Origin of the sequence: Williamsia herbipolensis (assembly GCF_036153515.1) — a bacterium.
GTDB classification, from domain to species: Bacteria; Actinomycetota; Actinomycetes; order Mycobacteriales; family Mycobacteriaceae; genus Williamsia_A; species Williamsia_A herbipolensis.
The window spans coordinates 2,057,892-2,084,730 of record NZ_CP108021.1 but is presented as its reverse complement, the minus strand read 5'-3'; the positions used below and the strand labels follow the sequence as shown (position 1 = coordinate 2,084,730).

Here is a 26,839-nt window from a genome sequence, read left to right as displayed (position 1 = left end):
GCGTCCAGCGTAGCCAGCCGAAAGAGGGTGCCGCCGCGCTCGATCAGTCGATTCGGGCGAGTGCGGCGATCCGGTCACGGGCGTCGCCGACGATCGACTGGATCAGTGCCTCGCAGCTGGGGAGGTCGTCGATCATGCCGACCACCTGCCCGGAGGCGAGGACGCCGGCGTCGGTGCTTCCGTCGACCAGACCCGCCTTGAGGAGCATCGGAGTGTTGCCGGCCATGATGATCTGTTGCCAGCTGCGCTCCCCGGACTTCCGCATGCTGCGGCCGTCGGTGAGCATCGTGGTCCACTTCATGCCGGTCATCTGCTTGAACTCGTTGGCGTTGCGCGCGGCGGCGACGAGCGCGCTGACCGGGTTGCCGCCCTCGAGCTTCTCCACCAGCGAGGTGCGCAGCACCCGGTGTGGCATGCCGTCGACCTTCGTCGACACGACGGTGTCGTTGAGGCTGCGCCCCAGGTACTCCTGCTTCACCGAATCCGGCACGGTGCTGTCGGAGGTGAGCAGGAAACGGGTGCCCATCGCCACGCCGGCCGCGCCGTACGACAGTGCTGCCGCGAGTCCGCGGCCGTCGAAGAAGCCACCGGCCGCGACGACCGGTATCCCGTCGGGCCCCAGTGCATCGAGCACGGACGGCAGCAGTAACGTGGTGGCGACCGGACCGGTGTGACCGCCGCCCTCGCCGCCCTGCACGATCACCGCGTCGGCTCCCCAGGAGGCGACCTTGACGGCGTGCTTGGCCGCGCCGATCGACGGGATCACCACGATGCCGTGGTCTTTCAGCTTCGCGATGAGCTCCTTCTTCGGCGCCAGCGCGAACGAGGCGACCCGCACCTCCTCGCGGATCAGCAGGTCGATCCGCTCGCCCGCATCGGTGGCGTCGGCACGGATGTTCACCCCGAAGGGCTTGTCGGTCAACGACTTCGTCTTCTTCACGGCCATCTCGAGCTCGTCGAAGGTCATCGTCGCCGAGGCGAGGATCCCCAGGCCACCCGCGTTCGACGTCGCCGAGGTCAACGACGCCCCCGACACCCATCCCATGCCGGTCTGCACGATCGGGTAGTCGCACCCGACCAGATCGGTGAAGGCGGTCCGCATCGGCGCCGCGCGACCGGTCATCGGCTCACCTCCACCGGCTTGACCTCACGCTCGCGCAGGCCCTTCGGGTCGATCACCGTGCGGATCAGTTCCAGTTCGGTGGCGTCGGGTTCGCGCGTCACGCCCACCGAGTCGAGATCGGCGATCTCGAAGCCGGTGTTCGCGGCGACCTCGTCGGCGGTGACCCCCGGATGCAGCGAGCGCGCCCGCATCGTGTGGTCGGGCCCGCCGAAATCGAACACACCGAGGTTGGTGACCACGCGATGGATGTCGAGGTAGCCGAAAGCCGGGTTGTTCGGGTCGATCTGGTCGTACCCCACCCCGGACACCACGTCGACCTGACCTCCGAACACCCGCGACGAGTGCTTGGCCACCCAGTAACTCGTCGGATGATTGAGGGTGTTGCCGGGAGCGCCACGCACGCCGAACATCTGGCGGGTCGGGTGTTGCAGCGGCCCGAACGCCGACAGGTTCTGATTGCCGTGGCGGTCGATCTGGTTGGCGCCCATCACCACATGACGCCGACCCGACGCGACGACGTCGAACACCTTGCGGAACGGCATCCACCCCTCGATGGGCGCCCAACGTCCCACGGCCGGGGTGTCGGCGAAGATCAACGCCTCACCGTCGGTGATCAGCAGGTCGGGTTCGGTGGTCAGCCGCGCCAGGCGTGCACCGATGAGCGGGGTCGTCGCCATGGGCGACGCCATGATCTCCCCTGCGCCGCTGAAGATCTCGGCGCAGGCGATCACGCAGATCTCCGCGCGGGTCACGTCACTCATGCTTTTCCTCCCGCTTGCTCGGCGTCTCGCCGGGCCGCCCATTCGAGCACCCGTTCCTGATATGTCGCCTCGTCGACCCGCAGGAAGCGGTCGGAGAAGGCCTCCCATGACGCCGGGTCGGCCGCCGATTCGGCGTAGAAACGCTGGAAGGCCTCGTCGCGGCCGTAGTCGCCGGCGAAGGTGAAATGCGCACCGCCCGGCGCGTGGATCACCCGGTCGACGTTCATGCGGTTGAGCAGCATGCGTTGCAGGGGAACCTCGTCGACGAGCTCGGCGGTCTCGACCACCCGGTCGACCTCCAGGAGGCGTCGCCGCGCGGCCCCGCAGAACAGGTCGTCGAAGTACGGATCGACACCGGTGTAGGCCGCGTTGCCGTGCACGTCGGCGATGTCGAGATGCACCAGCGCGACGTCGAGGTCGAGGGCGGGCATGGCGATCAGCGTCTGCACGCGACCGTCGGCGTCGGGATAGGGCGAGGCGACCGTGCGCAGCTCGCCACCCCAGAAGTCGAGCACCGACGATCCCAGGCCGGCACGGATCGGCAGGAACGGCAGTCGCGACGCGGCCGCCTCGAGCCCGCATTTCACCATGCCCTCGTCCATCTCGCGGACCTCGATGGCGCCCGTGGTGCGCGCATGGGCGAACCACGGATCGTAGAAGGGCGGCGAGTCCAGCGACACGAACCCGTAGTAGGCCTTGCTGACCTTGCCTGCGGCGCACAGCAACCCGAGATCGGGCCCGCCGTAGGTGACCACGGTGAGGTCGGTGGCCTCCGACCGGGCCAGCGCCCGCACCAGGGCCATCGGCTTGCGCCGCGATCCCCATCCACCGATCCCGATCGTCATGCCGCTCGAGATCTCGGCGACAGCCTCCTCGAGCGAGCAACTCTTGTCGGTCTGCGTCCGCACGGCCGCTGTCATGCGCGGGCCTTTCCGGTGGTGACGAAGGCGTCGCGATGTTCGTCTGCGACACCGGCGAGGTTGAGTTCGAAGGTGTAGCCCTGCTCGAGGCGGTAGCTCGTCTTCACGTCGACCGGGTCGATGCCGTTGATGGCCTCCTTGGCCGCGCGGATCACCCGGGTGTCCTTCGCGGCGATGAGCCGGGCGACCTCGAGTGCGGCGTCGAGCAGCCCCTCGCGCGGCACCACCCGGTACACCGACCCGAAGTGCTCGAGTTGCTGCGCGGTCACGTTCTGGGCGGTGAAGTACAGCGTCCGCATGAGGTGTTGCGGTACCAATCGGGCGAGGTGCGTGGCCGCGCCGAGTGCGCCGCGGTCGACCTCGGGGAGTCCGAAGACGGCGTCGTCGGAGGCGATCACCACGTCGGCGTTGCCGACGAGGCCGACGCCACCGCCCACACAGAACCCGTTGACCGCCACGATCACCGGCACCGCGCAGTCGTACACCGCACCGAAGGCGTGCGCGCACCCGCGGTTGGCGCCGATGAGGGCGTCGAACCCCTCGGTGGCCTGCATCTCCTTGATGTCGACGCCGGCGTTGAAGCCCCGGCCCTCGGCCCGCAGGATCACCACGTGGGTCGTGGGGTCGGCGCCCGCGGCGATGATCGCGTCGCCGAGGTCGAACCACGCGGCGCTGGGCAGGGCGTTGACCGGCGGGAAATCGACCGTGACGGCCACGACGCCCGGCTCGATCGTCGATGTCGTGATCGGCATGTGCGCTCCCACGTCCTCTCTCGCATGTGGTGGCTCGGCCGGTGGTTACCAACCAAACACTTGCTTGGTAGCGTAGCAGGCGGTGAGAGCGACGATCGGAGACTGCGTGGACATCGGACTGGCCGGCAAGGTGGTCGTCGTGACCGGTGGTGTCCGTGGTGTGGGCGCCGGGATCTGCGAGGTGCTCACGTCGCTGGGGGCGATCCCGATCGCCTGCGCCCGACGCCCGGCCGACGACGCCGACAGCCTCGTCGAGTTCGTGTCGTGCGACGTGCGTGACCCCGACGCCGTCGACGCGATGATCGACCGCATCACCGAACGCCACGGCCGACTCGACGGTGTCGTGAACAACGCGGGAGGCTCACCGTTCGCCCCGGCCGCCGACGCCTCGCCGAACTTCCACCGCAAGATCGTGGAGTTGAACATGTTGGCGCCGTTGGTCGTCGCGCAGGCCGCCTACAGCGTGATGCGCTACCAGGACGACGGCGGGTCGATCGTCAACGTGTCCAGCGTGAGCGGCCACCGCCCGTCGCCCGGGACCGCGGGTTACGGCGCGGCGAAGGCCGGTCTCGACAGCCTCACCGGATCCCTGGCCGTCGAGTGGGCGCCGCGCGTGCGCATCAACTCGGTGATCGCCGGTCCTGTCCGCACCGAGCAGTCCGAGCTGCACTACGGCGACGAGGCCGGTATCGCCGCGGTCGGCGCCACCATTCCCATGGGGCGGATGGCGACCGGCGCCGACGTGGGTCGCGCGGTGGCGTTCCTTCTCTCACCCATGGCCGACTACATCACCGGATCGACCCTCACCGTGCACGGCGGAGGGGAGCGCCCCGCGTTCCTCGACGCCGCCACCACCGACAACCGATGGGAACAGACCAGACCATGACTCCGATCAATCTCCGACGCGTCGCGATCGTCACCGGCGCCGGCCGCGGGATCGGCCGCGAACACGCACTCGCCTTCGCCGCGAGCGGCGCGAAGGTGGTGGTCAACGACATCGGCGCCGGCCTCGACGGCAGCCGGACGGGGGAGTCGCCCGCCGAACAGGTCGTCGCGGAGATCGTCGCGGCCGGTGGTGAGGCCGTGGTGAACGGCGACGACGTCGCGAGTTGGGACGGCGCGGCCCACCTGGTGGCCCAGGCGATCGAGGAGTTCGGGGCGCTCGACGTCCTGGTCAACAACGCCGGATTCCTGCGCGACAAGATGCTGGTGTCGATGAGCGAGAACGACTTCGACGACGTCATCCGGGTCCACCTCAAGGGACACTTCGCGATGCTGCGGCACGCCGCGGCCTACTGGCGCGAACAGTCGAAGGCCGGCGCGCAGCGCGAGGCGCGCATCGTGAACACCTCGTCGGGGGCAGGGCTGTACGGCTCGGTCGGACAGGGCAACTACGCCGCGGCCAAGGCCGCGATCGCACAGATGACCGTCCAGGCCGCCGCCGAACTCGGTGGCTACGGGATCACGGTGAACGCGATCGCACCGTCGGCCCGCACCCGTATGACCACCAGTGCCGGGGAGGCGATGGCCGCCCAGATGGCCCCGCCGACCGACGGCTCGTTCGACACGATGGACCCGGCCAACGTCTCGCCGCTCGTCGTGTGGCTCGGCTCGCCGGAGTCGCGCGACGTCACCGGTCGCGTGTTCGAGGTGGAGGGCGGCACGGTGTCGGTCACCGACGGGTGGCAACGCAGTGCGCTGCGTGACAAGGGTTCCCGGTGGGATCCCGCCGAACTCGGTCCCGTGGTCGCGGAGATCCTCGCCGAGGCGCCGACACCGTTCCCGGTGTACGGAGCCCGGTGACCCCGCCCTCGACCACGCCGGCGGTCGATGCGGCGCGCGCCTACATCGAGGCGCTGGCCAGTCACGATGTGTCGGCGGTCCGTCTCGCCGACGGGTGTCGTCGCGTCGAGAACGGCCTCCCCACCGGATCGAGCGGACCCGCGATCATCCGCGATCTCGACCGCAGCCGGAAATATCGGGTGATCAAGCGTGTCGAGATCGCCGAGATCGTGGAGCGCGATCGTGCGGTGCACGCCGACTTCCGGGTGGTCGTGGCACTCGGACTCGCCGCGCGGGTGCGTGAACGATTCGATCTCGACGCCGACGGCGCGATCACCCGGATCACCGCACGCATCTCGATGCCGCGCCGCCGCTAGGCGCTGTGTCCGAACCGATACCTCGGGCACAGGGTCGCAACTTTCCTCACCCAGTCGCGCGCGGATGAGTATGAATGGAAGCAAGCCCCCCCCCCGACTTCCATCGCTCCACGAGAGGTTCGCGCCATGACCACCTACTCCGAATACTCCGAGGTCCTCGAGGGGAAGTGTCCCTTCGGTGGCAACACGATCGGCGGGGCGGAGACCTCGAAGCCCACGTTGTCGGACTGGTACCCCGACCGTCTGCGCGTCGAGCAGCTCCACGCCGACGGCCCGGCCGCGAACCCGTTGCGTGACTTCGATTACGAGGCCGCCTTCACCGCCATCGACCTCGAGGCGCTCAAGTCCGAGATCAAGGCATTCCTGACGACCTCGGTGTCGTGGTGGCCGTCGGACTACGGCAACTACGGCCCGCAGATGATCCGCATGGCCTGGCACTCCGCGGGCACCTATCGCATCGCCGACGGTCGCGGTGGTGCCGGGCAGGCGCTGCAACGCTTCGCGCCGATCAGCAGCTGGTGGGACAACGGCAACACCGACAAGTCTCGTCGCCTGCTGTGGCCGATCAAGAAGAAGTACGGCAACGCGCTGTCGTGGGCCGACCTCATGATCCTCGCCGGCAACTGTTCGCTGGAGATCATGGGTTTCCCCACATACGGATTCGGCGGCGGTCGCCGCGACGCGTGGGAGGCCGACGACGCCACCTACTGGGGTGCGGAGTGGATCGACAACACCAGTCCCGAGTCGTACGACGCCATGGTCGACCGCAGCAAGCGCTGGACCGGTCAGCCCGGCGATGCCGACTACGAGCTCGAGCAGCCGCTCGCCGCGTCGCACCAGGCCCTGATCTACGTGAACCCCGAGGGTCCGAATCAGGAGGGTGACCCCGCTGCCTCGGCCGTCGACATCCGGATCACGTTCGGCCGCATGGCGATGAACGACGAGGAGACGGTCGCGCTGATCGCCGGCGGACACGCGTTCGGCAAGAGCCACGGGAAGGTGCCGTCGGAGGAGATCGGCGCGCCGCCGGACATCGCCCCCATCGAGGCCATGGGCCTCGGCTGGCACAACCCGCGCGGTGCGGGCAACGGCGAGAACACGATGACCAACGGCATCGAGGGCTCGTGGACCCAGAACCCGACGCAGTGGGACAACACGTACCTGGAGAACCTCTTCGGCTTCGAGTGGGAGAAGACGCAGAGCCCCGCCGGCGCCCTGCAGTGGACGCCGGTCGACCCGGACGCGCCCAAGACCCCCGACGCCCACATCGAGGGCCGCAGTGAACCGCTCATGATGATGACGAGCGACATCGCCCTCAAGGTCGACCCGGTGTATCGCGAGATCTGCCAACGGTTCCTGTCCGATTTCGACTACTTCACCGAGCAGTTCTCCAAGGCGTGGTTCAAGCTGACCCACCGCGACATGGGACCGAAGGCGCGCTACCTCGGCCCCGAGGTGCCTGCCGACGACTTCTCCTGGCAGGACCCGCTGCCCGCCGCCGACGGCCCGGCGCTCGGCGACTCCGACATCGCCGCCCTCAAGCAGGCCATCGAGGCGTCGGGGTTGTCGGTGTCCGACCTCGCGTACACGGCGTTCTCGTCGGCGGTCACCTTCCGCATCTCCGACAAGCGCGGCGGCGCGAACGGCGCCCGCCTGGCGTTGGCGCCGCAGAAGGACTGGGCCGTCAACGCCCGCACCGTCGACGTCGTCGCCGCGCTGCGCGGCATCGCCGAGTCGAGCCCGACCCCGGTCAGCCTGGCCGACGTCATTGTCCTCGGCGGCTGCGTCGCGGTCGAGAAGGCCGCTGCCGCAGCGGGGGTCACGGTCACCGTCCCGTTCACCCCCGGGCGCGTCGACGCCACCCAGGATCAGACCGATCCCCAGCAGTTCGCGTGGCTCGCACCGGTCGTCGACGGGTTCCGCAACTACGTGCTGCCCGACTACCACTCGGTGTCGTCGGTGGCGCCCGAGCGCATGTTCCTCGACCGCGCCGCCCTCCTGGACCTCTCGGCGCCGCAGTGGGTGGCACTCACCGGAGGCCTCCGTGTGCTCGGCTGCAACCACGACGGCTCGTCGACGGGTGTCTTCACCGACCGCGTCGGGACGTTGAGCACCGACTTCTTCGACGCGGTGACGAGCATGGACTACGTGTGGAACCCGGTTGCGGGATCCGACGGTGCGTCGGGTCCGACGGCGTTCACCGTCGACGACCGCGACACCGGTGAAACCCGGTTCCAGGCCTCACGCAACGACCTGCTGTTCGGGTCGAACTCGCAACTGCGCGCGGTCGCCGAGGTCTACGCGGGCAGCGACGGCCAGGAGCGCTTCGTGCACGACTTCGTCGCGGTGTGGGACAAGGTGATGATGTCCGACCGCTACGACGTCGTGAAGGGCTGATCGGGTCTACAGGACCGCGAACAGCACCAGTGCAACGACGGCGAACACCGCCTGCGTCGCGGCGGCGCGCAGATACGACAGTCCTGTCGTGAGCAGTACTGCCGCCGCCGCGACGATGCACGCGCAGCAGAAGACCACGAGTGCGGTGCCGACGCTGCCGCCCACCGCGATGCCGATGACGATGCCCAGGGCGAGGAAGAGGTTGTAGAAGCCCTGGTTGTAGGCCATCGACTGGGTGGCCGCGGCGTCGTCGGCGGAGGCGAGGCCGAAGCGACGGTAGACGGCCGGTCGCGTCCACAGCACGGACTCCATCACGAAGATGGCGACGTGCAGGACCGCGGCCAGCGCCGCGAAGACCGCGGCGGCGACGGGCACGTCAGGCCTGGGCGCCCGGTGCGCGGACCACCATCGGGACGCCGGGGAACTGCGACGCCATCTCCGACCGCGACGCACGCAGAGCGGCTGTGCCGTAACCCTTCTTGCGATGTTCGGGGCGGATCCAGATGCGGACGTTGACCTCGCCGTCGACCAGCTCACCGAACACCAGGCCGATCTTCTCCGAGCCCTCGTGCGCGACGAACCACGCCGCCTCCTCGGCGAACATGCGATCCGAGGCGGAGGCGATCTCGTCGTCGAGGCCGGCCGCGGGCTTGCCCGACCCGTCGCCGGCGGCACCGATCTCGGCGGTGCGCGCAGAGAACAGATCGGCGTCGGCCGAGGTGTCGAACTGCCGCAGCGTGACCGAGTCGCCGGTCGCCGCGGGACGCTCGGCGAGGGTGAAGGTGAGCTGGCTGTCGAGGTCCTCGAGCTCCGCCTGGTTGGCGCGCCGGGCCTCGACGGTCAACTGCTCGAACGACATTCCCATCACGGCCTCGGCGCCCAGGGGCGACACCGACAACAGGGCGGCGATGGCGGTCACCGACGCGGCGCGGTCGGGCGCGTCGACGATGGCGTCGAGCACCTCGTGGCGACGCTCGAATGCGGACGACAGGGCAGTGGTGATCTCGCGACGGGTCGCGGCACGATCATGATCGGTCATGGCGTCATCGTAGATCAGCCGCGCCGGCCGCCGAGGGGTGTCGCGTCAGGCGGAGACGGCCTTCTCCAGTTCGGTCAACGAGTCCTCGATGTGATGGATGAGGCGCTGCAGGCTGGGTAGCGTCTGGCGGCATCCGATGATCCCGAAGTCGAGCTGGTCGTCGTTGCTCGTCAACGTGATGTTCAGGGCCTGTCCGTCGAGGACGATCGACGCCGGGTAGACGCCGTCGAGACGAGAACCGTTCCAGTACATGCGTTTCTGCGGACCGGGCACGTTGGAGATGATGACGTTGAACGGCGGCTTGGTGAGGCTCACGAACCCCGGCACGGGCGAGAGCGCCAGCGCCGACATGTTCACCGCGCTCAACAGCAGGATCTGCGTGGGGCTCAGTTCCTTCATCAGGTTCTTCGAGGCCTGCACCGACTCGCGGATCGCCATCAGGCGATCGACCGGGTCGTCGACATCGGTCGCCAACGAGGCGATGACGGCGCCGACCGCGTTCCCGCCGCCGTCGGCGGACTCACCCGGGCGCAACGACACCGGGACCATGGAGGTGAGCGACTTCTCCGGCAGCTCACCGAGTTCGGTGAGGTAGCGGCGCAGCGCGCCGCTGCACATCGCGAGCACGACGTCGTTGAGGGTCGCGCCCACGGCGTCGCCGACGGCCTTGACCCGTTCGATCTCCCACGACTGCGCGACGAAGCGCCGGGCGCCGCCGATGGGGGTGTTGAAGATCGTGCGCGGGGCGTCGAGCGGGGTGGTGAAGTTGTGGTCGCCGAGGGCCTGTCGCAGCATCTTCAGGCCGGCGGGTACGAGACCGGCGGCGGTGGTGCCGAGGGAGAACGCATCGCCGACGAGCGCGAGCGGGTTCCGCGAACCGCCGCCGGAGGGCTTGGGGCGACGTTCTTTCGGGGTCCACGGCACGCGCAGCTCGGTGTCGTTCGGGTCCTCGGTCAGGGTGTTCTGCATGTTGCGCAGCGCCGAGACGCCGTCGAACAACGAGTGGTGCACCTTGGTGTAGACCGCGAACCGGCCGTCCTCGATGCCCTCGACCACGTGCATCTCCCACATGGGGCGATGCCGGTCGAGGAGGGTTCCGTGCCAGCGCGAGGTCAGCTGGAACAGCTCACGGATGCGGCCCGGACGGGGGACCGCCGAGTGGCGGATGTGGTAGTCGAAATCGATCGTCTCGTTCTGCGCCCACCACAGGTTGCCCACCGAACTCACCGGGTCGGCCGGACGCATCGCGAAGCGGGAGGAGACCTCGGTCTGTGATCGGATCTCGCTGATCATGTTCATCACGTAGTCGGGCCCGGCACCCTCGGGCGGGGTGAACAACTGCAGTCCACCGACATGCATCGGGTGCTCGCGTGATTCGGCCAGCAGGAACATGGCGTCTGTCGGTGGCATGTAGTTCACCCGTGCCATTGTGGCCGTTCCCCGACGACCCCGACGTGGTTTCCGCAACGTGTGACCGAAACGTTCGGCCACGACGAACATTGTCGGATTCAGCCCGCCGGTTCGCAGATCACCAGGGGGATCGTGCGGTCGGCCCACTCCTGGTACTGGTCGACGTCGGCGTAGATCTCGGCGTATCGCGGCCACAGTCGCTCGCGTTCGGCTGGGTCGGCGGTGCGTGCGACAAATCGCCGGGTGTCGTTCTTGATCTGGATCGTCACGTCCGGGTCGGCGACGAGGTTGAGGTACCAGAGCGGGTTGTTCTTCCGGCCGCCCTGCGAGGCGATCAGCACCACCGCGTCGCCGTCGCGCAGACACAGCAGCGGCACCGTGCGCTTCTCGCCGCTCTTGCGGCCGGTCGTCGTCAGCAGGCACACCGGTACCGGTTTCCGGAAGCCGCCGCCGATGCGCCACTTCGCGCCGAGCCGACCGCCGGTCGCCTTGTAGAGGGCGGTGTTGGCCCTCGATCCCCATTTGAGGATCGCCCCGACCGCCGCCGAGTCGAGGGCATCGGGCTTCGCGCGGGGGGTGTCTCTGCTGCGGTTGTCGGCACTCATTGGAACAGTCTCTCAGATTCGTTCCAAGATGGTCCCGGTCGACAGGGCCCCGCCGGCGCACATGGTGATGAGTGCGGTCTGCGAGTCGCTGCGCTCGAGTTCGTGCAGCGCGGTGGTGAGCAGCCGCGATCCCGTGCTGCCGACCGGGTGTCCGAGTGCGATCGCCCCGCCGTTCACGTTGACGCGGTCCATGTCGGGCTCGTGCACCGACGCCCAGCTCAGGAGCACCGAGGCGAACGCCTCGTTCACCTCGAAGCGGTCGATGTCGGAGATCGACATCCCCGCCTTCGCGAGCACCTTCTCGGTCGCCTGCACCGGGCCGTCGAGGTGGTAGTACGGCTCGGCGCCGACGAGAACCTGCGCCCGCAGGCGGGCGCGCGGTGTGAGACCCAGGGCCCGGGCCTTGCTCTCGTCCATCAGCAGCACCGCCGCGGCACCGTCGGACACCTGCGACGACGTACCCGCGGTGTGGATCCCGCCGTCGATGACGGGCTTGAGGTTCGCGAGCGATTCCAGGGTGGTGTCGCGCAGCCCCTGATCGCGCGTCACGTCGAGCATCTCGCCGGTCAGCTCGCCCGACTTCGTGCGTTCGGGTGCCTTCATCGCGATGACCTCGCGGTCGAACCGCCCCTCGTCCCAGGCCTGCCTGGCCAGCCGTTGGCTGCGCTCGCCGAGGGCGTCGGTGTCGGCGCGGGTGATGCCGCGGCGGGCCGCGATCCGCTCGGCGGCGGTGAACTGGTCGGGCATGTCGATGTCCCACGACGCGGGACGGCGTTCCCCTGCGCCCTCGAGCATCACGTTGGCGCCCAACGGGACCTGCGACATCGCCTCGATGCCGCAGGCGATCCCGACGTCGATGGTGTCGGTGGCGATGAGGCCGGCCACGAGATGGTTGGCCTGCTGCGCCGATCCGCACTGGCAGTCGACGGTGGTGGCGCCGGTCTGCCACGGGAGTCCGGCGTGCAGCCAGGCCGTGCGGGTGATGTTGTTCCCCTGCGCGCCGACCTGCATGACGCACCCGCCGATCACCTGCTCGACGAGAGCCGGGTCGATCTCCGCGCGCTCGATGACGCCGCGCTGGGCCGCTCCCAGGATCTCGGCGGCGTGCAGCCCCGACAGCCACCCGGCCCGTTTCCCGATCGGGGTCCGTACTGCCTCGACGATCACCGGCACGCCCATCGTGAATCCTCTTCTCGATCATCTCTGTATCGGTTGTCTGGCAAAACTAGAACAAGTTTCCATTCGAGTCCATCTCGGCGCCGCCAACCCATGGTCAAGCTGGGCAAACAGTGTTTCAATCGAAACTGCAACACGTTCACCCAGACCTGAAGAGGTGGTCGCAGTGACCAGCACACAGAATTCCTGTCCGGTGTTCGGCGACGGGTTCGACTTCACCGATCCCGACCTGCTGCAGCAGGGCATCCCCGCCGAGCTCTTCGCGCAGCTGCGCCAGACCGCGCCGATCTGGTGGAACGCCCAGGCCGAGGGCAAGGGCGGCGGGTTCCACGACGGCGGCTACTGGGTGGTCACCAAGCACGAACACATCCGTGCCATCTCGAAGAACAACGAACTGTGGTCGGCCAACGACAACGGCGTGATCATCCGCTACGACGACGACCTGGATCCCGAACAACTCGAGATCACCAAGGCGCTGGTCATCAACCACGACCCGCCCGAGCACACGCGTCTGCGCAAGCTGGTGTCGAAGACGTTCACGCCCAAGGCGGTGCACGCGCTCGAGGAGGGCCTCGCCGACCGGGCGCGTCAGATCGTCACCGAGGCCGCGGCCAAGGGCGGGGTCGGCGACTTCGTCCACGACGTCGCCGTCGAGCTCCCCCTGCAGGCGATCGCCGATCTGCTCGGCGTGCCGCAGGAGGATCGGCAGAAGTTGTTCGCGTGGTCGAACGCGATGATGAACTACGACGATCCCGAGTTCGCCGACGACGGTCAGATCGCGGCCGCGGAGATCCTCGGCTACGCCTATCAGATGGCCGAGGCGCGCAAGGCCTGCCCGATGCACGACATCGTCACCGAGCTCGTGCACGCCGACATGGACGGTCTCGCCCTCGACGAGATCGAGTTCGGCTACTTCTTCATCATGCTGACCGTCGCCGGCAACGAGACGACCCGCAACGCGATCTCGCGCGGCATGGACGCGTTCCTCGACCATCCCGACCAGTGGGAGCTGTTCAAGCGTGAACGGCCCGCGACGACCGCCGACGAGATCGTCCGCTGGGCCACGCCGGTCAACTGCTTCCAACGCACCGCGCGCCGCGACCTCGAACTCGGGGGCGTGCAGATCCGCAAGGGCGAGCGGGTCGGGATGTTCTACGGATCCGCCAACTACGACGAGGCGGTGTTCGCCGATCCGTTCACCTTCGACATCACCCGAGACCCCAACCCGCACGTGGGGTTCGGCGGCCACGGCGCCCACTACTGCGTGGGCGCGAACCTGGCCCGCATGGAGATCAACCTCATCTTCAACGCCATCGCCGACCACATGCCCGACATCACCAAGGTCGCCGATCCGCGATACCTGCGCCACGGATGGATCAACGGCATCAAGGAGATGCAGGTCCGCTACACCTGAGCCTCGACACCGCGCCGGTGCGATGGCAGATTGTTCGCCATGCGCATGTTCGGCCGTCTCGCCGTCGTCCTCGTCTCGGTGTCGGTGACCTCGGGGGTGCTCGCCGCGTCGGCGAGCGCGGCGCCGCAACCCATCTCGATCGACGCGCAGATCGTGGCGTCGGCGAAACAGGCCGACACGACCATCGGGGTGTGGGCTCGTGACCTGCGGACGGGTCGGGTGATCGCGGCGGTGAACGCCGGTGAGCGGTTCCCGGTCCTGTCGATGTCGAAGGTGTACCTCGCCGCGGCAGTCCTCGACGCCGCACGCCACGGACGCCTCTCGCTGACCAGGCCGGTGCCGGTGCGCGCGAGCGACATCGTCGCCAACTCGCCGGAGACCGGGAAGCACGTCGGCGGGACCATGACCTGTCCCGAGATCGCCGTCGCCGCACTGCAGCTCAGCGACAACACCGCGGCGAACCTCATGTTCGCCGCGATCGGCGGCCCGCGTGCGCTGACCGCGTTCGCCCGCAGTACCGGCGACCCGGCCACGCTGATGGTGCGACAGGAGACGGCACTGAACACCGCGTTCCCCGGCGACGTCCGCGACACCACCGTCCCGCAGGCGTGGGCCGCGGGCCTGCGGGCGGTCATGGTGGGCACCCGTCTCGACCCGCGGGATCGCACCACGCTCGTCAGGTGGATGCGCGGAACCCGCACGTCGGACAAGAGGTTCCGGGCCGATCTGCCCGCAGGGTGGACCACGGCGGACAAGACGGGGACCGGCGACTACGGCAGCGCCGACGACGCCGGGCTCCTCATCGGACCCGGCGGCCGACGCATCCTGCTGGTCGTGCAGACCCGCAACGCCCGCGACGTCCCCGACGCCACGGCCGCCGACGCGGTGATCGCCCGGGTGGCGTCGCTCGTCGCGCGCGCCGCCTGAACGCTCTCACTCGGGCCGGAGGGACTCCATCGTCTTCTGGACCTCCCAGAAGGCGCGCAGGGCGACGAGCTTGCCGCTCGCATCGGCGCGATAGGTGAACACACCGCGCGAGGTGGTGACATGGCCGCCGATGTGGCTGACGATGCGCCCGATGTAGGCGACCTCGTTGCCGCAGATGATCTCCTCGTCGAACTCGAAATCGAGCCGCTCGGTGGTCGCGATCGTCATGTCCCAGAACGCCGAGATGGCGTCGCGGCCACGGTGGCCGTTCCCGTGCTCGTCGAACATCGACGGGCCGACGGGGTCCTCGACCACGGCGTCGTCGGCGAAGTTGTCCAGCCACCCCTGCTTGTCGCGGACGGCGACCATCTCCCGCGAGATCCTGCCCGCCACCACGGCCGGGTTGTTCTCGCGATCGATGTCGAGATAGGCAGGCTTGCTCACGGCTTCTCCGCACCCACTGTGACACGACGTGGTGGGCTGCTCCGAAACTCCGTTGTCGTGATCATGGCTTCTCCGCACCCACCAGCCACATGGAGAAGTACTGCGACCCACCACCGTAGGCGTGGCCGAAGGCCTTTCGGACGTCGGGGACCTGGTGATCGCCCGCCTTGCCCTGCACCTGGATCGCCGCCTCGGCGACGCGGATCATGCCCGACGCCCCGATGGGGTTGGACGACAGGACGCCGCCGGAGGTGTTGACCGGCATGCGTCCGCCGAAGTCGGTCTCGCCCTTCTCGGTGAGCTTCCACCCCTCGTTCTGTGCGGCGAAACCGAGGTTCTCCAACCACATCGGCTCGAACCACGAGAAGGGGACGTAGATCTCGGCGGTGTCGACCTCCTCGAGGGGGTCGGTGATGCCGGCGGCCTTCCACAGAGCAGCCGAGGCGTCACGACCGGCCTGCGGGCTCACCTGGTTGCGGTGGGCGTACGACAACGGTTCGGTGCGCATCGCCGTGGCGTGGATCCACGCGACCGGGGTCCCCGCCGCCACGGCGTCGTCGGCGGCCTTCTCGTCGCCGATGATGACCGCGCACGCGCCGTCCGACGAGGGACAGGTCTCGTCGTAGCGGATCGGGTCCCACAGCATCTGCGAGGCCATCACCGACTCGACGCTGATGTCGGGCTGGTGCAGATGTGCGAGGGGGTTCTTGGCGCCGTTGCGGCGATCCTTCGCCGCCACCATCGCCCCGATGTGCTCGGGCGCACCGGACTGTCGGATGTAGGAGCGCACGTGCGGGGCGAAGAACCCGCCGGCACCCGCGCCGACCGGCATGGTGAACGGGACGGGGATCGACAACGCCCACATGGCGTTCGACTCCGACTGCTTCTCCCACGCCACCGCCAACACCCGGCGGTGCACACCGCTGCTGATCAGCGACGACGCCACCACCGCGGTCGACGCACCCACCGAACCCGCGGTGTGCACGCGGATGAGTCGCTTGCCGACGGCACCGAGGTGCTCGGCCATCGCGAGCTCCGGCATCATGGCGCCCTCGAAGAGGTCGGGTGCCTTGCCGACCACCACGGCGTCGATGTCGTCCATCGTGTAGCCGGCGTCGGCGAGTGCGGCGTCGATGGCCTCGCGGCACATCCCGGCCATGGTCACGTCGTGCCGCTTGGCCACGTATTTGGTCTGGCCGGTCCCGATGACCGCCGCGCGATTGCGCCCCATCAGTTCTCATCTCCGGCAGCAGCGTCGCTCGAGAGCGCCACCACCATGTTCTGTTGCAGCAGTGGACCGCTGGTGGCGTGGGCCACCGCGGTGTTCGCCTCGCCGGCGAGGATGGACGAGGCCGCGAAACCGACCCGCTCGAGTCCTGCGGCGAACATCGGGTTGGCGGCCAGGGCGCCGCCGGACGGGTTGATCCGCACCGAGTCGGGCAGCTTCATCGCCGTGCGCAGGATGAGCTCGGAGTGGGTGAACGGCGCGTAGATCTCCGCGACGTCGACCGCACGGTGGTCACCCAGCACGGTGTCGGCGGCCAGCCTCGTCGACGGGGAGTCGGTGAGGTCGCGCGCGCCGAAGTTGGGCGAGTCGATGCGGTGGTCCCACCCGGTGATCCACGCCGGGTTCGCGACCAGTTCGCGTGCACGGTCCTCGGAGGCGAGGATCACCGCGGCCGCGCCGTCGGTGTAGCGCGAGAGGTCGTGAGCACGAAGCGGATCGGCGACCAGGGGAGCGGCGAGCAGCTCCTCGACCGAGGCGCCGGTGGTGCGCGCGACGACCGCGGCCATGTCGGCCTCGGTCCAGGCCCCCGACTCCAGTCCGGTGCGGGCCTGCAGTGCGGCCAACGACCGCGCGTCGGGCCACAGCGGCGCGACGGTGTACGGGTCGGTCTGCAGCGCGAGGGTGAGATCCATGGTGCCGGCGGAGGTCTTGCCGAAACCGTAGGCCAGGGCGAGGTCGACCTCGCCGGTGGCGATCTTCACCCACGCCTCGTACGCGGCCCACGCGGCGTCCATCTCGACGTGTGATTCGTTGATCGGCGGCACCGCGCCGATCGAGTCGATGGCGGAGATGAACGAGAATGCCCGCCCCGCCAGATAATCCGACGATCCGCTGCACCAGAAGTCGATGTCGGTACGACTGATGCCGAGCTCGGCGTAGAGCTTCGCGAAGCAGGGCATCAACATCTCGACGCCGTTGGTGGTGCCGAACGTCTGCTCGACGTGTGGGCTGTGCGCGAAACCGATGATCGCGATACGGGGCATGGTCACGGTCGCGTCCTCACAGATGGCTCTTGTAGGAGTCGTAGTCCGCATCGGGCTCCCCGGTCGGACGGAAATGACTGATGTTGCGCAGCGTGTGGTCCCATTCGGATTCGTCACGCCACACCGCCTGCACACGCATCCCCATCCGCACCTCGCTCGCCTCGACCTCGAGGATGAGGTGCAGGAAGCCGATGTCGGCGCCGTCGAGGAGCACATACGCGGCGACGTAGGGCGGCTTGATCTGCTGGCCGAGGAACGGCACGTTGACGATGCAGAACGTGGTGATGATGCCGTGGTCCGGCAACTCCACCCGCTCACCCGCGGGCTCGCCGGTGGCCGGACTCGCCTGTCGCGGAGGGAAGTACACGCCGTCGGCGGTGCGGTTGCCGTACAACTTGCCGTTCTTGAGGCCCTCGAGGTACCAGCTCTCCTCGACGGTGGCGGTGTGGTCGATCGCGAGGCCGATCGGGGTGGTGATCATGCCCGGTGTGGCCGGTCCCTCGCCGGCATTCGCCGGGGCGTCGGTGGCCGTGTCGCCGGGAACGAACCACGAGATGTCGTCGATGCGTCCGGTGCGTTGCTCCGACCACACGGGGACGACCCGCGCGCCGGAGGTGATCTCGTCGGGTGTGGACACCCGCACCGCGTGCAGGACGTCGGTGTCGGCGCCGTCGAGGCGGATGAGCGCCCATGCGAACGGCTCGGAGAGGGGCTGCCCGGGCAGCGGTTCGGGTTGCCACGACCACGTCGTGACCACCCCGGCGGGGCCGACGGTGACGAAATCTGTCGTCGGGGCGCCGCTGGCCGGATCGAACTCGCTCGGCGGGACGATCACGCGGCCGTCCGCGGACCGACCGCCGACGATCTCGCCGGCGAGCAGTCCCTCGGCGAATCTCGTCAACACCGGGCCGAGCGAGCGGGTGTAGTCGAAGCTGTTCCTCAACGGCGCGGAGAGCACCGGTGTCGCCGGTGGGGGCACCTCTGCTCTCGCCGCGGCGACGTACCCGGGCGTGGTCTCACTGATGGTCACCATGGGAGTAGAACAGGTTCTAGAATTGGGCGCAAGGAAGCGCCCTCGCCTCGACGGAAAGACGGTCGGTCATGAAGCTCGGACTCCAACTCGGCTACTGGGGCGCGGGCCCGATCGACAACGCCCCGGAGCTCATCGCCGCGGCCGAGGAATCGGGGTTCGACGCGGTCTTCACCGCAGAGTCGTGGGGGTCGGACGCCTTCACCCCGCTCGCGTGGTGGGGGAGCGCCACGTCGAGGGTGCGGCTCGGGACCGCCGTCGCGCAGATCGCGGCCCGGCCGCCGACATCGGTCGCCATGCACGCGCTCACCGTCGACCACCTCAGCGGTGGCCGGCACATCCTCGGTCTGGGTGTCTCCGGCCCGCAGGTGGTGGAGGGGTGGTACGGCCAGCCGTTCGCGAAGCCCCTGGCCCGCACGCGCGAATACGTGCAGGTCATCCGCGATGTCCTGGCACGTGAGGGCAAGGTCGTCAACGACGGCCCGCACTACCGGCTGCCGTACCCGGCCGATGCGCCCGGGTCGACGGGTCTCGGCAAATCCCTGAAGCCGATCACGCACCCGTTACGCAGCGACATCCCCATCTGGCTGGGGGCCGAGGGACCGAAGAACATCGCTCTGACCGGCGAGATCGCCGACGGGTGGCTCGCGATCTACTACACCCCGCGACTGGCCGACCACTACGAGGAATGCCTCGCCGAGGGCATGGCGCGACCGGGGGCGCGACGCACCCGCGACGAGTTCGAGGTGGCGGCAACGGTGCAGGTCGAGATCACCGACGACGTGCCGGCCGCGATCGCGCGCTATAAGCCCAGCACCGCGCTGTACGTCGGCGGCATGGGCGCCGAGGAGCTCAACTTCCACGCCGAGGTCTATCGGCGGATGGGGTACGGCGACGCCGTCGACGAGATCGGGGCGCATTTCCGGGCCGGTCGGAAGGAGGCCGCCGTCGCCGCGGTCCCCGACGAGATGGTGCGCGAGACCATGATCGTCGGCACCGCCGAGGAGGTGCGCGCGGAGATCGGTCGGTGGGAATCGGCAGGGGTCTCGATGCTCATGGTGACCGCCCGCTCGGTCGACCTTGTTCGCGAGTTGGGTGCTCTGGTCTACTCTGACCCCGACAGGTAGAACACGTTCTCATTTTGGAGGTCGCAGATGGCGGACAACGAAGCTCCGATCGGTCTGTGGAACATCGCTCGCGCAACACCCGACGCGGTCGCGCTGATCGATCCGTCGGGCTCGCAGATCTCCTACGGCGAGCTCGTGTCGCGGGCCAACCGGCTCGCCAACGGGATGCGTGCGCACGGACTGTCGACCGGCGACACCCTCGTCATCGCGATGCCGAACTGCATCGAGACGGTGTGCCTGCAGTTCGCCGCTCTGCAGATCGGGCTCTATCTCGCGCCGGTCAACTGGCACCTCACCGGACCCGAGATCGCCTACATCCTCGGCGACAGCGAGGCCAAGATCTTCGTCGCCGACGAGCGCTTCGCCGAGTCCGCGGTCATCGCGGCCCGCGAGGCCGGCATGGCTGCCGCCGACCTCTTCGCGCACGGGTCCATCGACGGGTTCCGTGATCTCGACGACTTGGTCGCCGACGTCGACGACTCCGAACCGTCCGACCGGACCACCGGTGCGCCCATGCTGTACACCTCGGGCACCACCGGCAAACCGAAGGGTGTCCGGCGACCGCTGCCCGGTGTCGCACCCGAGCAGGCGGCGATGGGCGGCATCGGCTTCTTCGGCGTGATGGGACTCGTGCCCCACGACGACCACGTGCACATCTGTGGATCCCCGCTCTACCACACCGCTGTCGTCAACTTCGTGATGATCTCGATCCAGTTGGGCCACAACGTCGTTTTGATGGACAAGTGGGATCCCGAGGAGATGCTCCGACTGATCCAGGAGCACCGCGTGACCCACAGCCACATGGTGCCCACCCAGTTCCGCCGCCTGCTCGCGCTGCCCGAAGAGGTGCGCGCGACATACGATGTCTCGTCGCTGCGCAACATGATCCACGGAGCCGCGCCGTGTCCGCGTGAGGTGAAGCAACAGATGCTCGAGTGGTGGGGCCCGGTGGTCACCGAGTACTACGCGGCCACCGAGGGCGGCGGGACCACCATCTTCGGCGACGAGTGGCTCACCCATCCCGGTTCGGTGGGCAAGGCGTGGTCGTACTCGATCGTCAAGGTCCTCGACGACGACGGCAACGAGGTGCCGCGCGGCGAGAGCGGACAGGTCTACATGGAGATGAAGGGCTCCTCGTTCGAGTACTACAAGGACAAGGAGAAGACCCAGAAGGCAAGGGTGGGAAACATGTTCACCACCGGCGACATCGGGTACATGGACGACGAGGGCTTCCTCTACCTGCTCGACCGCAAGAACGACATGATCATCTCGGGCGGGGTCAACATCTATCCGGCCGAGATCGAGGGTGAGCTGGTCGTGCACCCGAAGGTCGCCGATGTCGCGGTCTTCGGTGTCCCGCACTCCGATTGGGGTGAGGAGATCAAGGCCGTCGTGCTGCCCGCCGACGGTGTGGTCGGAGACGACGCGCTGAGCGAGGAGCTGATGGACTACGCCCGCGCACGCCTGGCGAAGTTCAAACTCCCGCGCTCCATCGACTACGTCGACGAGATGCCCCGCGACGACAACGGCAAGCTGTACAAGCGCAAGCTCCGCGACCCGTACTGGGAGCGCGCCGAACGCGCCATCTGACTGTCAGGGAATGCTTGACAGAAGACTTCTTCGTGCGTCAGGCTGAACCTGACACGAAGGAGGTCGGCGATGTCCTACATCGATACGGCGTGTGATGTCGACGTCGCCGCTCACGTTCGAGAGGTCACGTCGGCGGCGGCCATCGAAGCGGGTCGCTGTGCCGACGAGGTCATCGGCACCGGCCCTCTGCCCGGCACCCCCGAGTGGGATGCCGAGCAGTCCACCGCCACGCCTGCGGAGAGGTCGATCGCCTGGCACCTGCTGAGCCTGCGCATTCAGGTCGCCGCCGGACTCGACGGGATCGAGACGGTGGTGGTGCTCCGGGTGCAGGGCGCGCCGTGGGCGGTCATCGGTCGGGCGACCGGGATGAGTCGTCAGTCGGCGCACGAACGGTGGGGGACGCGAGCCCGCGCGGTCCTCGACCCGGTCGGATCGGGGCTTCCCTCCATCGTCGCGGACGACGATCCACGGTGACGCGGTAGCCCCGAAGTGGGCTCTGTTTCCTTGACCGCTAGTCGTACACATGTAAGGCTCGGCTCTGATGCAACGACGCCGAGAGATGCCCACCGTCGAAAGGGCTCAGGGCCCGTCTGATCAGATGGGTTCACGAGCCCGATGAAGGCGATCATCGGAACGTATCGGAAACGGCAGTACATCGACCGTGCGCTGGACTCCCTCCGAGCGCACGTCACAGGCGTCACCGAGTTCGTCTTCATCGACGACTCCGGTGACCGCGAGAACGCCTCTTATCTGCGGACATTCGGCACCGTCGTGGAGACCGGTGGATCCGGTTACGGACGCGCGATGAGGGCCGCCTGTGCCGCGGCCGAGGGGGAGATGTCCCTGTGGTGGGAAGAGGACTTCACCGCCGTGACCGACATCGACCTCGATCACATGGACGAGATCCTCACCCACCGGCCGTACCTCGCACAGCTCGCACTGCTCCGCGGGCCCCACTTCCCCGTGGAGCACGAGCACGGCGGGGTGATCGAAGCGCTCCAGGCCGACGGCCACGAGTTCCGCGAGGTCGACGGCGTCATCGAACACGCGGCGACATTCACCGGCAACCCGTCCGTGTGGCGGGGATCGGTGTTCGCCGCCGGCTGGCCCCGCCGCCGCTGGTCCGAGGACAAGAAGCGCCGCAAGCTACTTCGCGCCGGATACCGATTCGGATACCTACCGGGCATTCGCGTCGAGCATGACGGCGAGCGGTCCGGACACGGCTACTGAGCTGTTCGGTACCTCCCGGGCGTCATCACCGTGATGTGTGCGATCGCGGATCTTCGTTCAAATATGTTGTATGGCAACCACTTACTGGACATCCGGGCCGGCGGACGGTAGTCTCGAACATGTATTCGATATCCGGGGGGATTCATGATCGCGCTCGACGAGACCGATGTCGCTGCTCTGCAGCGCGTGGTGTCGTCGTTGCGGGATCTGGGTAGCGCTTCCACCGAGTCCGAAGCGGTCGAACGCATCTCGCTCCTCGAGGCGATCAAGGCGGGATGCGCTGCGGCGCAGGCGGTCGAGACGATGCGACTGGAAGAACTTCGCCGTGAGGCCGAGTCCGCAGCGGGTGTGACCGTTGCGCGACAGGGTCGCGGGTTGGCCGCCGAGGTCGCGCTGGCCAGGAAAGCGTCGGGGTCCGCCGGTGGTCGGCATCTCGGGTTTGCGCGCGCGTTGATGCGCGAGATGCCGCACACGCGTGCGGCATTGGCGGCTGGTGCGCTCACCGAGTGGCGGGCGACCATTCTCGTGCGCGAGACCGCGCACCTCACCCCGCGTGATCGCGGCGAGATCGACCGCCGGTTGTGTGCTGACGTGTCGGTGCTCGAGGGTGTCGGGGATCGGGCGTTGGACGCCGAGGTGAAGCGGATGCCTACGAGCTCGACCCGCAGGCCGTGGTGGACCGGCACGCCCAGGCAGCGAAAGACCGCCGCGTGTCGACCCGGCCCGCGCCCGACGGGATGGTGCGCCTGTCGGCGTTGTTGCCGTTGGTGTCGGGGATCTCGGTGTACGCGGCGTTGAGAAAGCATGCCGATGCCACCGTCGGCGCCGATGATCGGACCCACGCGCAGGTGATGGCCGACGCTCTCGTCGAACGGGTCACCGGTGTGGTGACGGTCGATGCCCTGCCGGTGGCGGTGAACGTCGTGATGTCCGACGAGGTGCTGCTCGGCAATGGCGATGCGGCAGCGCACGTCACCGGGTACGGCCCGATCCCCGCCGACACCGCCCGCGACATGGTCGCCACCTCCCTCGATGCTGACGCCGCCACCACCCTGCGCCGGATCTACAAGTCCCCGACGAGCGGGGCCCTGGTCGCGATGGACTCCATCGCGAGACTGTTCCCTGCCGGACTGAAACACTTCCTCGACCTGCGCGACGAGTCGTGTCGCATCCCGTACTGCGATGCACCGATCGCCGAATACGACCATGCCGATCCCCATGCCCGGGGTGGTGACACCTCAGCGTCGAATGGCGGCGGCATGTGCCGGGCGCACAACCGGGCCAAACAGAACCCCGGCTGGCGGATGACCACCGCTGATCACACCGACACGACTCGCCATACCGCGACCGTCACCACACCCACCGGGCACGCCCACGTCTCCCGAGCCCCGGCGCCCCCGGGCCACCACGACGAACCCGTCAGCCTCATCGAACGACAGCTCCGAGCGCTCCTCGACGCTGCCTAGGAGGTCGACTCCGCCATCTGCGGTGAGCGCGCCCGCAGGCTGAGCTCGAAGCCCCTGGGCAGCATGGTGAGACGCTCGTCGACGTCGAGTTGGTAGTCGGGGTCGCCGCTGAGGTCGAACCGGTGGAGCATCGAGGCCAGCACCAGCACCGCCTCGTGGATGGCGAACTGGCGACCGATGCAGGCACGCGCTCCGGCACCGAAAGGCTTGTAGCTGTGCGCCGGTCGCTTCTTCACGTTCACGGCGAGGAAACGGTCGGGATCGAACTCGTCGGGGTTCTCCCACACCGCGGGATCCTTGTGCACGAGACCGAGTGAGACCACGGCGTAGTCCTGCGGCCGCATCGTGTATTTGTCGGCGAGCGTGGTGGTCTCGCGAGGACTGCGGGCGAAGCCGGGGACCGTTGGCCAGATCCGCAACGACTCGTCGAGAACCCGCCGGATGTAGCGGAACTTGCTGACCTGCTCGAACGACGGCATCGCCGCGGGGTCGTCGCCGAGGATCTCGTCGGTCTCGGCCTGGGCGCGAGCCAGGCATTGCGGATTGCGGGCCAGGAAGTACAGCGCGAACGACAGTGCGCCCGAGGTCGTCTCGTGGCCTGCGACGAGGAACGTGAGGATCTGGTGCCGGATGTTGACCGGCGACAGCTTCTCGCCGGTCTCCGGATGGGCGACGTTCAGCATGATGCCCAGGAGATCGTGTTGATCGGTCGAACCGTCGCGGGCGGCGATCAACTCGTCGAGCATCCGGTCGTTGTAGGCCTGATGGTGCGCGTACCGGCGATCGGCGAGGCGGGCGAGCACCTCGCCGCCCGGGATCGCCCGGAAGGCCCCTTTGCGACGCCCGTTCTCGAGGGCACTCACCATCGCCTTCACGAACGGATGCGGCTTGGCCGTGCTGAACGAACCGAAGTCGTGACTGAACGCGCTGCGGCTCAACGTCTCCATCGTCAGCTTGGTCATGTCGCGCGAGATGTCGACCGGGCCGTCGGCGATCCGGGGGCGCCAGTAGTCGAACAGTTCGGTCGCGGTCTCCACCATGATCGGGTGATACGACGCCATCGCCGATTTCGTGAACGCCGGCATGAGGAGCTCATGTGCCAGCTGCCAATTGGGCTCGTCGCTGTGTGCGGTGAACAAACCGTCGCCGGCGTAGTCGCGTAGCGCCTCCACCGCGGGCGGTAGCGCCTTGCCGAACCTGGTCTCGTCGCACAGTTCGGCGGCGAGCTCGACACTGCCGACGAACACGATCTTCTGGCGGAACGCCTGCAACTCGAAGATCGGTCCGAGACCGACGGAGTTCTCCAGCATGCTCTGGATCGGACGACTCGGTTGGAAGGTGAGCAGGTCACCGACCAGGGGGAGGCGCCGACCCGCATGCGGGAACTGCTGACCGGACCAGTTGTTGCGAATTCTCCAGACCACGACCCGAGGATGCTCCGCTACTGAACTCGTGTCAAGTAGTCGAATCCCCGGGGCGGACTAGGCTCGGGGCGATGGCCACCCGGACGCGCATGACCCCCGAGCAACGTCGGGATCAGCTGCTCGACCTGGGTGCCGAGCTGTTCGCGTCGCACCCGTACGACGAGGTCCACATCGAACGCGTCGCCGAGCTCGCCGGCGTCTCGCGGGGGCTGCTCTACCACTACTTTCCCGGCAAACGGGAGTTCTTCGTCGCCATGCTGATCCGTGAGGACGCGGCACTGCTGGACGAGACCGCGCCGGATCCGGCACTCACCCCCGTCGAACAACTGCGCCACGGGGTCGACGCTTTTCTCGACTACTGCGTGCGACACGAGTTCGGCGTGCGGGCGGTGTTCCGGGGCGCGGTGAGCAGCGACCCCGAGATCGTCGCGATCGTCGCGAATTCGATCGATCGTCAGGTCGAACGCATTCTCGTGGCGACCGGCGGCGGCAACGATCCGGCACCGATGCTGCTGGTGGCACTGCGCAGCTGGATCTACCTGCTGCGCGCGGCGAGCTACGAGATGTTGTCCGACAAGCGCGTCCGCACCGACGACGTCATGGCGATGTGCATGTCGGCGTTCTTCGGTGCGGTCGCCGGACTCTCGCCGGACATCCTCCCCGAGGGACTGCGCGAGATCCTCGCGGAGCGCGACGTCACTCCCCGGTAAACTCCGGGGTCCGCTTCTCGGCGAACGCCTTCGGCCCGATCTTCGCGTCCTTGCTCATGAACACCTGCTTGCCGAGTTCGGCGTCGACGGTGAACGCCTCCTCCTCGTGCATGCCCTCGGTGTCGCGGATGGTCTTGAGGATCGCCTGCACGGCGAGCGGACCGTTGGCGGCGATGAGGTCGGCGATGGCCAGCGCCTTGTCCAGCGCGGTGCCGTCCGGGACGACGTAGCCGATCAGCCCGTAGTCGAGCGCCTCGGTCGCGGTGATGTGACGACCGGTGAGCAGGATGTCGGCCGCGATCGTGTACGGGATCTGGCGGACGAGCCGCACGGCGCTCCCACCGAGGGGGAACAGGCCCCACTTGGCCTCGGAGACACCGAACTTGGCGCTCTCGCCGGCCACGCGGATGTCGGTGCCCTGCAGGATCTCGGTGCCGCCGGCGATGGCCGGGCCCTCGACCGCGGCGATGAGCGGCTTGGTGAGGCGACGGCCCTTGAGCAGCGCCGGCATCTTCGTGAGATCCCAGCCGCCCGAGGCGAAGCCGTCGCCGGGCGCACGCTTGTTCATGGCCTTGAGGTCGGCCCCCGCGCAGAAGTAGCCGCCGGCACCGGTGAGAATCGCGGTCCGGATGCTCGGATCGGCGTCGACCCGGTCCCAGGCGTCGGCCATGATCTGCATCATCTCGCCCGAGAGCGCGTTGCGAGCCTGCGGTCGGTTCATGGTCACGATCAGGGTGTGTCCGCGCTGCTCGACGAGGCAGTGGGGCTGCGCGTCGGCCCCGCCGGTCGCGGTGGTCGGGGTCTCGGGTGTCGACACGGACATGCTCACTTCTTCCCGCTGGCAACGTGGGTGATCGGACGCTT

The 26,839-nt window shown here is 68.3% G+C and carries 26 protein-coding genes and 1 pseudogene; 12 read left to right on the top strand and 15 right to left on the bottom strand.

Going from position 1 to position 26,839, the window contains the following annotated elements; translation table 11 throughout:
* Nucleotides 1-43 precede the first annotated feature (43 nt).
* From OG579_RS09395 to echA20, 4 genes are read right to left on the bottom strand one after another with little or no spacing between them, the layout of a single operon-like run.
* Complete coding sequence (locus OG579_RS09395; protein ID WP_045824390.1) at nucleotides 44-1,123, bottom strand: NAD(P)H-dependent flavin oxidoreductase; 1,080 nt, start codon at nucleotides 1,121-1,123, stop codon at nucleotides 44-46.
* Nucleotides 1,120-1,884, bottom strand: a complete 765-nt coding sequence (locus OG579_RS09390; protein WP_328858909.1) for a CoA-transferase subunit beta — start codon at nucleotides 1,882-1,884, stop codon at nucleotides 1,120-1,122. The genes OG579_RS09395 and OG579_RS09390 overlap by 4 nt, the downstream gene beginning before the upstream one ends.
* On the bottom strand, nucleotides 1,881-2,804 hold the full coding sequence (locus tag OG579_RS09385) for a CoA transferase subunit A (RefSeq protein WP_328858908.1): 924 nt from the start codon (nucleotides 2,802-2,804) through the stop codon (nucleotides 1,881-1,883). Before OG579_RS09385 ends, OG579_RS09390 begins: the two co-directional genes overlap by 4 nt.
* Nucleotides 2,801-3,556 (bottom strand): (7aS)-7a-methyl-1,5-dioxo-2,3,5,6,7,7a-hexahydro-1H-indene-carboxyl-CoA hydrolase, encoded by a 756-nt coding sequence (gene echA20, locus OG579_RS09380; protein ID WP_055793363.1) that lies wholly within the window; start codon nucleotides 3,554-3,556, stop codon nucleotides 2,801-2,803. Before echA20 ends, OG579_RS09385 begins: the two co-directional genes overlap by 4 nt.
* A gap of 106 nt (nucleotides 3,557-3,662) precedes the next feature.
* On the opposite strand from echA20, the gene OG579_RS09375 reads away from it, so the two are divergent.
* The 4 genes from OG579_RS09375 (at nucleotide 3,663) to katG (ending at nucleotide 8,112) form a co-directional block, all read left to right on the top strand.
* On the top strand, nucleotides 3,663-4,442 hold the full coding sequence (locus OG579_RS09375) for an SDR family oxidoreductase (RefSeq protein WP_328858907.1): 780 nt from the start codon (nucleotides 3,663-3,665) through the stop codon (nucleotides 4,440-4,442).
* Complete coding sequence (locus tag OG579_RS09370; protein ID WP_328858906.1) at nucleotides 4,439-5,359, top strand: SDR family oxidoreductase; 921 nt, start codon at nucleotides 4,439-4,441, stop codon at nucleotides 5,357-5,359. The genes OG579_RS09375 and OG579_RS09370 overlap by 4 nt, the downstream gene beginning before the upstream one ends.
* Nucleotides 5,356-5,715: a hypothetical protein gene (locus OG579_RS09365; protein ID WP_328858905.1), complete on the top strand. Its 360-nt coding sequence runs from the start codon at nucleotides 5,356-5,358 to the stop codon at nucleotides 5,713-5,715. Before OG579_RS09370 ends, OG579_RS09365 begins: the two co-directional genes overlap by 4 nt.
* 126 nt (nucleotides 5,716-5,841) lie before the next feature.
* The gene (gene katG / locus OG579_RS09360) at nucleotides 5,842-8,112 is read left to right on the top strand and encodes a catalase/peroxidase HPI (RefSeq protein WP_328858904.1); all 2,271 of its coding nucleotides are present in this window, start codon (nucleotides 5,842-5,844) and stop codon (nucleotides 8,110-8,112) included.
* A 6-nt stretch (nucleotides 8,113-8,118) separates the two neighbouring features.
* Here katG and OG579_RS09355 read toward each other — a convergent pair whose 3' ends face one another.
* The 5 genes from OG579_RS09355 to OG579_RS09335 all read right to left on the bottom strand — a co-directional run bounded on the left by OG579_RS09355 (nucleotide 8,119) and on the right by OG579_RS09335 (nucleotide 12,345).
* Nucleotides 8,119-8,487: a DUF1304 domain-containing protein gene (locus tag OG579_RS09355; RefSeq protein WP_328858903.1), complete on the bottom strand. Its 369-nt coding sequence runs from the start codon at nucleotides 8,485-8,487 to the stop codon at nucleotides 8,119-8,121.
* Between the two features lies 1 nt (nucleotide 8,488).
* Nucleotides 8,489-9,151 (bottom strand): GNAT family N-acetyltransferase, encoded by a 663-nt coding sequence (locus tag OG579_RS09350; RefSeq protein ID WP_328858902.1) that lies wholly within the window; start codon nucleotides 9,149-9,151, stop codon nucleotides 8,489-8,491.
* Nucleotides 9,152-9,196: 45 nt separating this feature from the next.
* Nucleotides 9,197-10,561, bottom strand: a complete 1,365-nt coding sequence (locus OG579_RS09345) for a WS/DGAT/MGAT family O-acyltransferase (RefSeq protein WP_045824504.1) — start codon at nucleotides 10,559-10,561, stop codon at nucleotides 9,197-9,199.
* 98 nt (nucleotides 10,562-10,659) lie between these two features.
* Entirely contained in the window at nucleotides 10,660-11,166 is a 507-nt protein-coding gene (locus tag OG579_RS09340; RefSeq protein WP_328858901.1) for a nitroreductase family deazaflavin-dependent oxidoreductase, read from the bottom strand.
* A gap of 12 nt (nucleotides 11,167-11,178) precedes the next feature.
* A complete protein-coding gene (locus OG579_RS09335; protein WP_328858900.1) occupies nucleotides 11,179-12,345 on the bottom strand; it encodes a steroid 3-ketoacyl-CoA thiolase in 1,167 nt (388 codons plus the stop codon).
* 154 nt (nucleotides 12,346-12,499) lie between these two features.
* On the opposite strand from OG579_RS09335, the gene OG579_RS09330 reads away from it, so the two are divergent.
* Nucleotides 12,500-13,756 (top strand): cytochrome P450, encoded by a 1,257-nt coding sequence (locus OG579_RS09330; RefSeq protein WP_408068772.1) that lies wholly within the window; start codon nucleotides 12,500-12,502, stop codon nucleotides 13,754-13,756.
* Nucleotides 13,757-13,795: 39 nt separating this feature from the next.
* Nucleotides 13,796-14,683, top strand: coding sequence for a class A beta-lactamase (gene bla, locus OG579_RS09325; protein ID WP_328858898.1), 888 nt, complete (start codon nucleotides 13,796-13,798; stop codon nucleotides 14,681-14,683).
* Between the two features lie 6 nt (nucleotides 14,684-14,689).
* Here the strand turns inward: bla and OG579_RS09320 are convergent, their stop codons facing one another.
* The 4 genes from OG579_RS09320 to OG579_RS09305 form a co-directional block, all read right to left on the bottom strand.
* Nucleotides 14,690-15,127 carry a nuclear transport factor 2 family protein gene (locus OG579_RS09320; protein WP_045824377.1) on the bottom strand — a complete coding sequence of 146 codons (438 nt, stop codon included), beginning with the start codon at nucleotides 15,125-15,127 and terminating at the stop codon, nucleotides 14,690-14,692.
* 61 nt (nucleotides 15,128-15,188) lie between these two features.
* A complete protein-coding gene (locus OG579_RS09315) occupies nucleotides 15,189-16,358 on the bottom strand; it encodes a thiolase domain-containing protein (RefSeq protein ID WP_328858897.1) in 1,170 nt (389 codons plus the stop codon).
* Nucleotides 16,358-17,404: a thiolase domain-containing protein gene (locus OG579_RS09310; RefSeq protein WP_328858896.1), complete on the bottom strand. Its 1,047-nt coding sequence runs from the start codon at nucleotides 17,402-17,404 to the stop codon at nucleotides 16,358-16,360. The genes OG579_RS09315 and OG579_RS09310 overlap by 1 nt, the downstream gene beginning before the upstream one ends.
* 10 nt (nucleotides 17,405-17,414) lie before the next feature.
* Nucleotides 17,415-18,431 carry a Zn-ribbon domain-containing OB-fold protein gene (locus OG579_RS09305; protein ID WP_150116601.1) on the bottom strand — a complete coding sequence of 339 codons (1,017 nt, stop codon included), beginning with the start codon at nucleotides 18,429-18,431 and terminating at the stop codon, nucleotides 17,415-17,417.
* Between the two features lie 68 nt (nucleotides 18,432-18,499).
* Here OG579_RS09305 and OG579_RS09300 point away from each other — a divergent pair, with 68 nt between their 5' ends.
* The 5 genes and pseudogenes from OG579_RS09300 (at nucleotide 18,500) to OG579_RS09280 (ending at nucleotide 23,841) form a co-directional block, all read left to right on the top strand.
* Complete coding sequence (locus tag OG579_RS09300) at nucleotides 18,500-19,555, top strand: LLM class F420-dependent oxidoreductase (RefSeq protein WP_328858895.1); 1,056 nt, start codon at nucleotides 18,500-18,502, stop codon at nucleotides 19,553-19,555.
* 27 nt (nucleotides 19,556-19,582) lie between these two features.
* Nucleotides 19,583-21,145, top strand: a complete 1,563-nt coding sequence (locus OG579_RS09295; RefSeq protein ID WP_328858894.1) for an acyl-CoA synthetase — start codon at nucleotides 19,583-19,585, stop codon at nucleotides 21,143-21,145.
* Between the two features lie 69 nt (nucleotides 21,146-21,214).
* Nucleotides 21,215-21,619 carry a hypothetical protein gene (locus OG579_RS09290; protein WP_328858893.1) on the top strand — a complete coding sequence of 135 codons (405 nt, stop codon included), beginning with the start codon at nucleotides 21,215-21,217 and terminating at the stop codon, nucleotides 21,617-21,619.
* A 141-nt stretch (nucleotides 21,620-21,760) separates the two neighbouring features.
* Nucleotides 21,761-22,375 carry a glycosyltransferase gene (locus OG579_RS09285; RefSeq protein ID WP_328858892.1) on the top strand — a complete coding sequence of 205 codons (615 nt, stop codon included), beginning with the start codon at nucleotides 21,761-21,763 and terminating at the stop codon, nucleotides 22,373-22,375.
* Between the two features lie 198 nt (nucleotides 22,376-22,573).
* A pseudogene (locus OG579_RS09280) lies at nucleotides 22,574-23,841 on the top strand (DUF222 domain-containing protein).
* Here the strand turns inward: OG579_RS09280 and OG579_RS09275 are convergent.
* On the bottom strand, nucleotides 23,838-25,265 hold the full coding sequence (locus OG579_RS09275) for a cytochrome P450 (RefSeq protein WP_328858891.1): 1,428 nt from the start codon (nucleotides 25,263-25,265) through the stop codon (nucleotides 23,838-23,840). The pseudogene OG579_RS09280 and the gene OG579_RS09275 sit on opposite strands and share 4 nt — an antisense overlap.
* A 71-nt stretch (nucleotides 25,266-25,336) precedes the next feature.
* Here OG579_RS09275 and OG579_RS09270 point away from each other — a divergent pair, with 71 nt between their 5' ends.
* Complete coding sequence (locus OG579_RS09270; protein WP_328858890.1) at nucleotides 25,337-25,975, top strand: TetR/AcrR family transcriptional regulator; 639 nt, start codon at nucleotides 25,337-25,339, stop codon at nucleotides 25,973-25,975.
* On the opposite strand, the gene OG579_RS09265 is transcribed toward OG579_RS09270, so the two are convergent.
* Nucleotides 25,962-26,798 carry a crotonase/enoyl-CoA hydratase family protein gene (locus OG579_RS09265; RefSeq protein ID WP_328858889.1) on the bottom strand — a complete coding sequence of 279 codons (837 nt, stop codon included), beginning with the start codon at nucleotides 26,796-26,798 and terminating at the stop codon, nucleotides 25,962-25,964. The two genes, OG579_RS09270 and OG579_RS09265, sit on opposite strands and share 14 nt — an antisense overlap.
* Nucleotides 26,799-26,839 lie beyond the last annotated feature (41 nt).

Excerpts from the sequence above, each read along its gene's own strand:
- OG579_RS09290 (WP_328858893.1), top strand. The coding sequence starts at position 21,215 with ATGTCCTACATCGATACGGCGTGTGATGTCGACGTCGCCGCTCACGTT.
- OG579_RS09385 (WP_328858908.1), bottom strand. The coding sequence starts at position 2,804 with ATGACAGCGGCCGTGCGGACGCAGACCGACAAGAGTTGCTCGCTCGAG.
- echA20 (WP_055793363.1), bottom strand. The coding sequence starts at position 3,556 with ATGCCGATCACGACATCGACGATCGAGCCGGGCGTCGTGGCCGTCACG.
- OG579_RS09395 (WP_045824390.1), bottom strand. The coding sequence starts at position 1,123 with ATGACCGGTCGCGCGGCGCCGATGCGGACCGCCTTCACCGATCTGGTC.
- OG579_RS09315 (WP_328858897.1), bottom strand. The coding sequence starts at position 16,358 with ATGGGGCGCAATCGCGCGGCGGTCATCGGGACCGGCCAGACCAAATAC.
- katG (WP_328858904.1), top strand. The coding sequence starts at position 5,842 with ATGACCACCTACTCCGAATACTCCGAGGTCCTCGAGGGGAAGTGTCCC.
- OG579_RS09335 (WP_328858900.1), bottom strand. The coding sequence starts at position 12,345 with ATGGGCGTGCCGGTGATCGTCGAGGCAGTACGGACCCCGATCGGGAAA.
- OG579_RS09305 (WP_150116601.1), bottom strand. The coding sequence starts at position 18,431 with ATGGTGACCATCAGTGAGACCACGCCCGGGTACGTCGCCGCGGCGAGA.
- OG579_RS09300 (WP_328858895.1), top strand. The coding sequence starts at position 18,500 with ATGAAGCTCGGACTCCAACTCGGCTACTGGGGCGCGGGCCCGATCGAC.
- OG579_RS09340 (WP_328858901.1), bottom strand. The coding sequence starts at position 11,166 with ATGAGTGCCGACAACCGCAGCAGAGACACCCCCCGCGCGAAGCCCGAT.
- OG579_RS09270 (WP_328858890.1), top strand. The coding sequence starts at position 25,337 with ATGGCCACCCGGACGCGCATGACCCCCGAGCAACGTCGGGATCAGCTG.
- OG579_RS09345 (WP_045824504.1), bottom strand. The coding sequence starts at position 10,561 with ATGCCACCGACAGACGCCATGTTCCTGCTGGCCGAATCACGCGAGCAC.
- OG579_RS09370 (WP_328858906.1), top strand. The coding sequence starts at position 4,439 with ATGACTCCGATCAATCTCCGACGCGTCGCGATCGTCACCGGCGCCGGC.
- OG579_RS09285 (WP_328858892.1), top strand. The coding sequence starts at position 21,761 with ATGAAGGCGATCATCGGAACGTATCGGAAACGGCAGTACATCGACCGT.
- OG579_RS09295 (WP_328858894.1), top strand. The coding sequence starts at position 19,583 with ATGGCGGACAACGAAGCTCCGATCGGTCTGTGGAACATCGCTCGCGCA.
- OG579_RS09265 (WP_328858889.1), bottom strand. The coding sequence starts at position 26,798 with ATGTCCGTGTCGACACCCGAGACCCCGACCACCGCGACCGGCGGGGCC.
- bla (WP_328858898.1), top strand. The coding sequence starts at position 13,796 with ATGCGCATGTTCGGCCGTCTCGCCGTCGTCCTCGTCTCGGTGTCGGTG.
- OG579_RS09350 (WP_328858902.1), bottom strand. The coding sequence starts at position 9,151 with ATGACCGATCATGATCGTGCCGCGACCCGTCGCGAGATCACCACTGCC.
- OG579_RS09390 (WP_328858909.1), bottom strand. The coding sequence starts at position 1,884 with ATGAGTGACGTGACCCGCGCGGAGATCTGCGTGATCGCCTGCGCCGAG.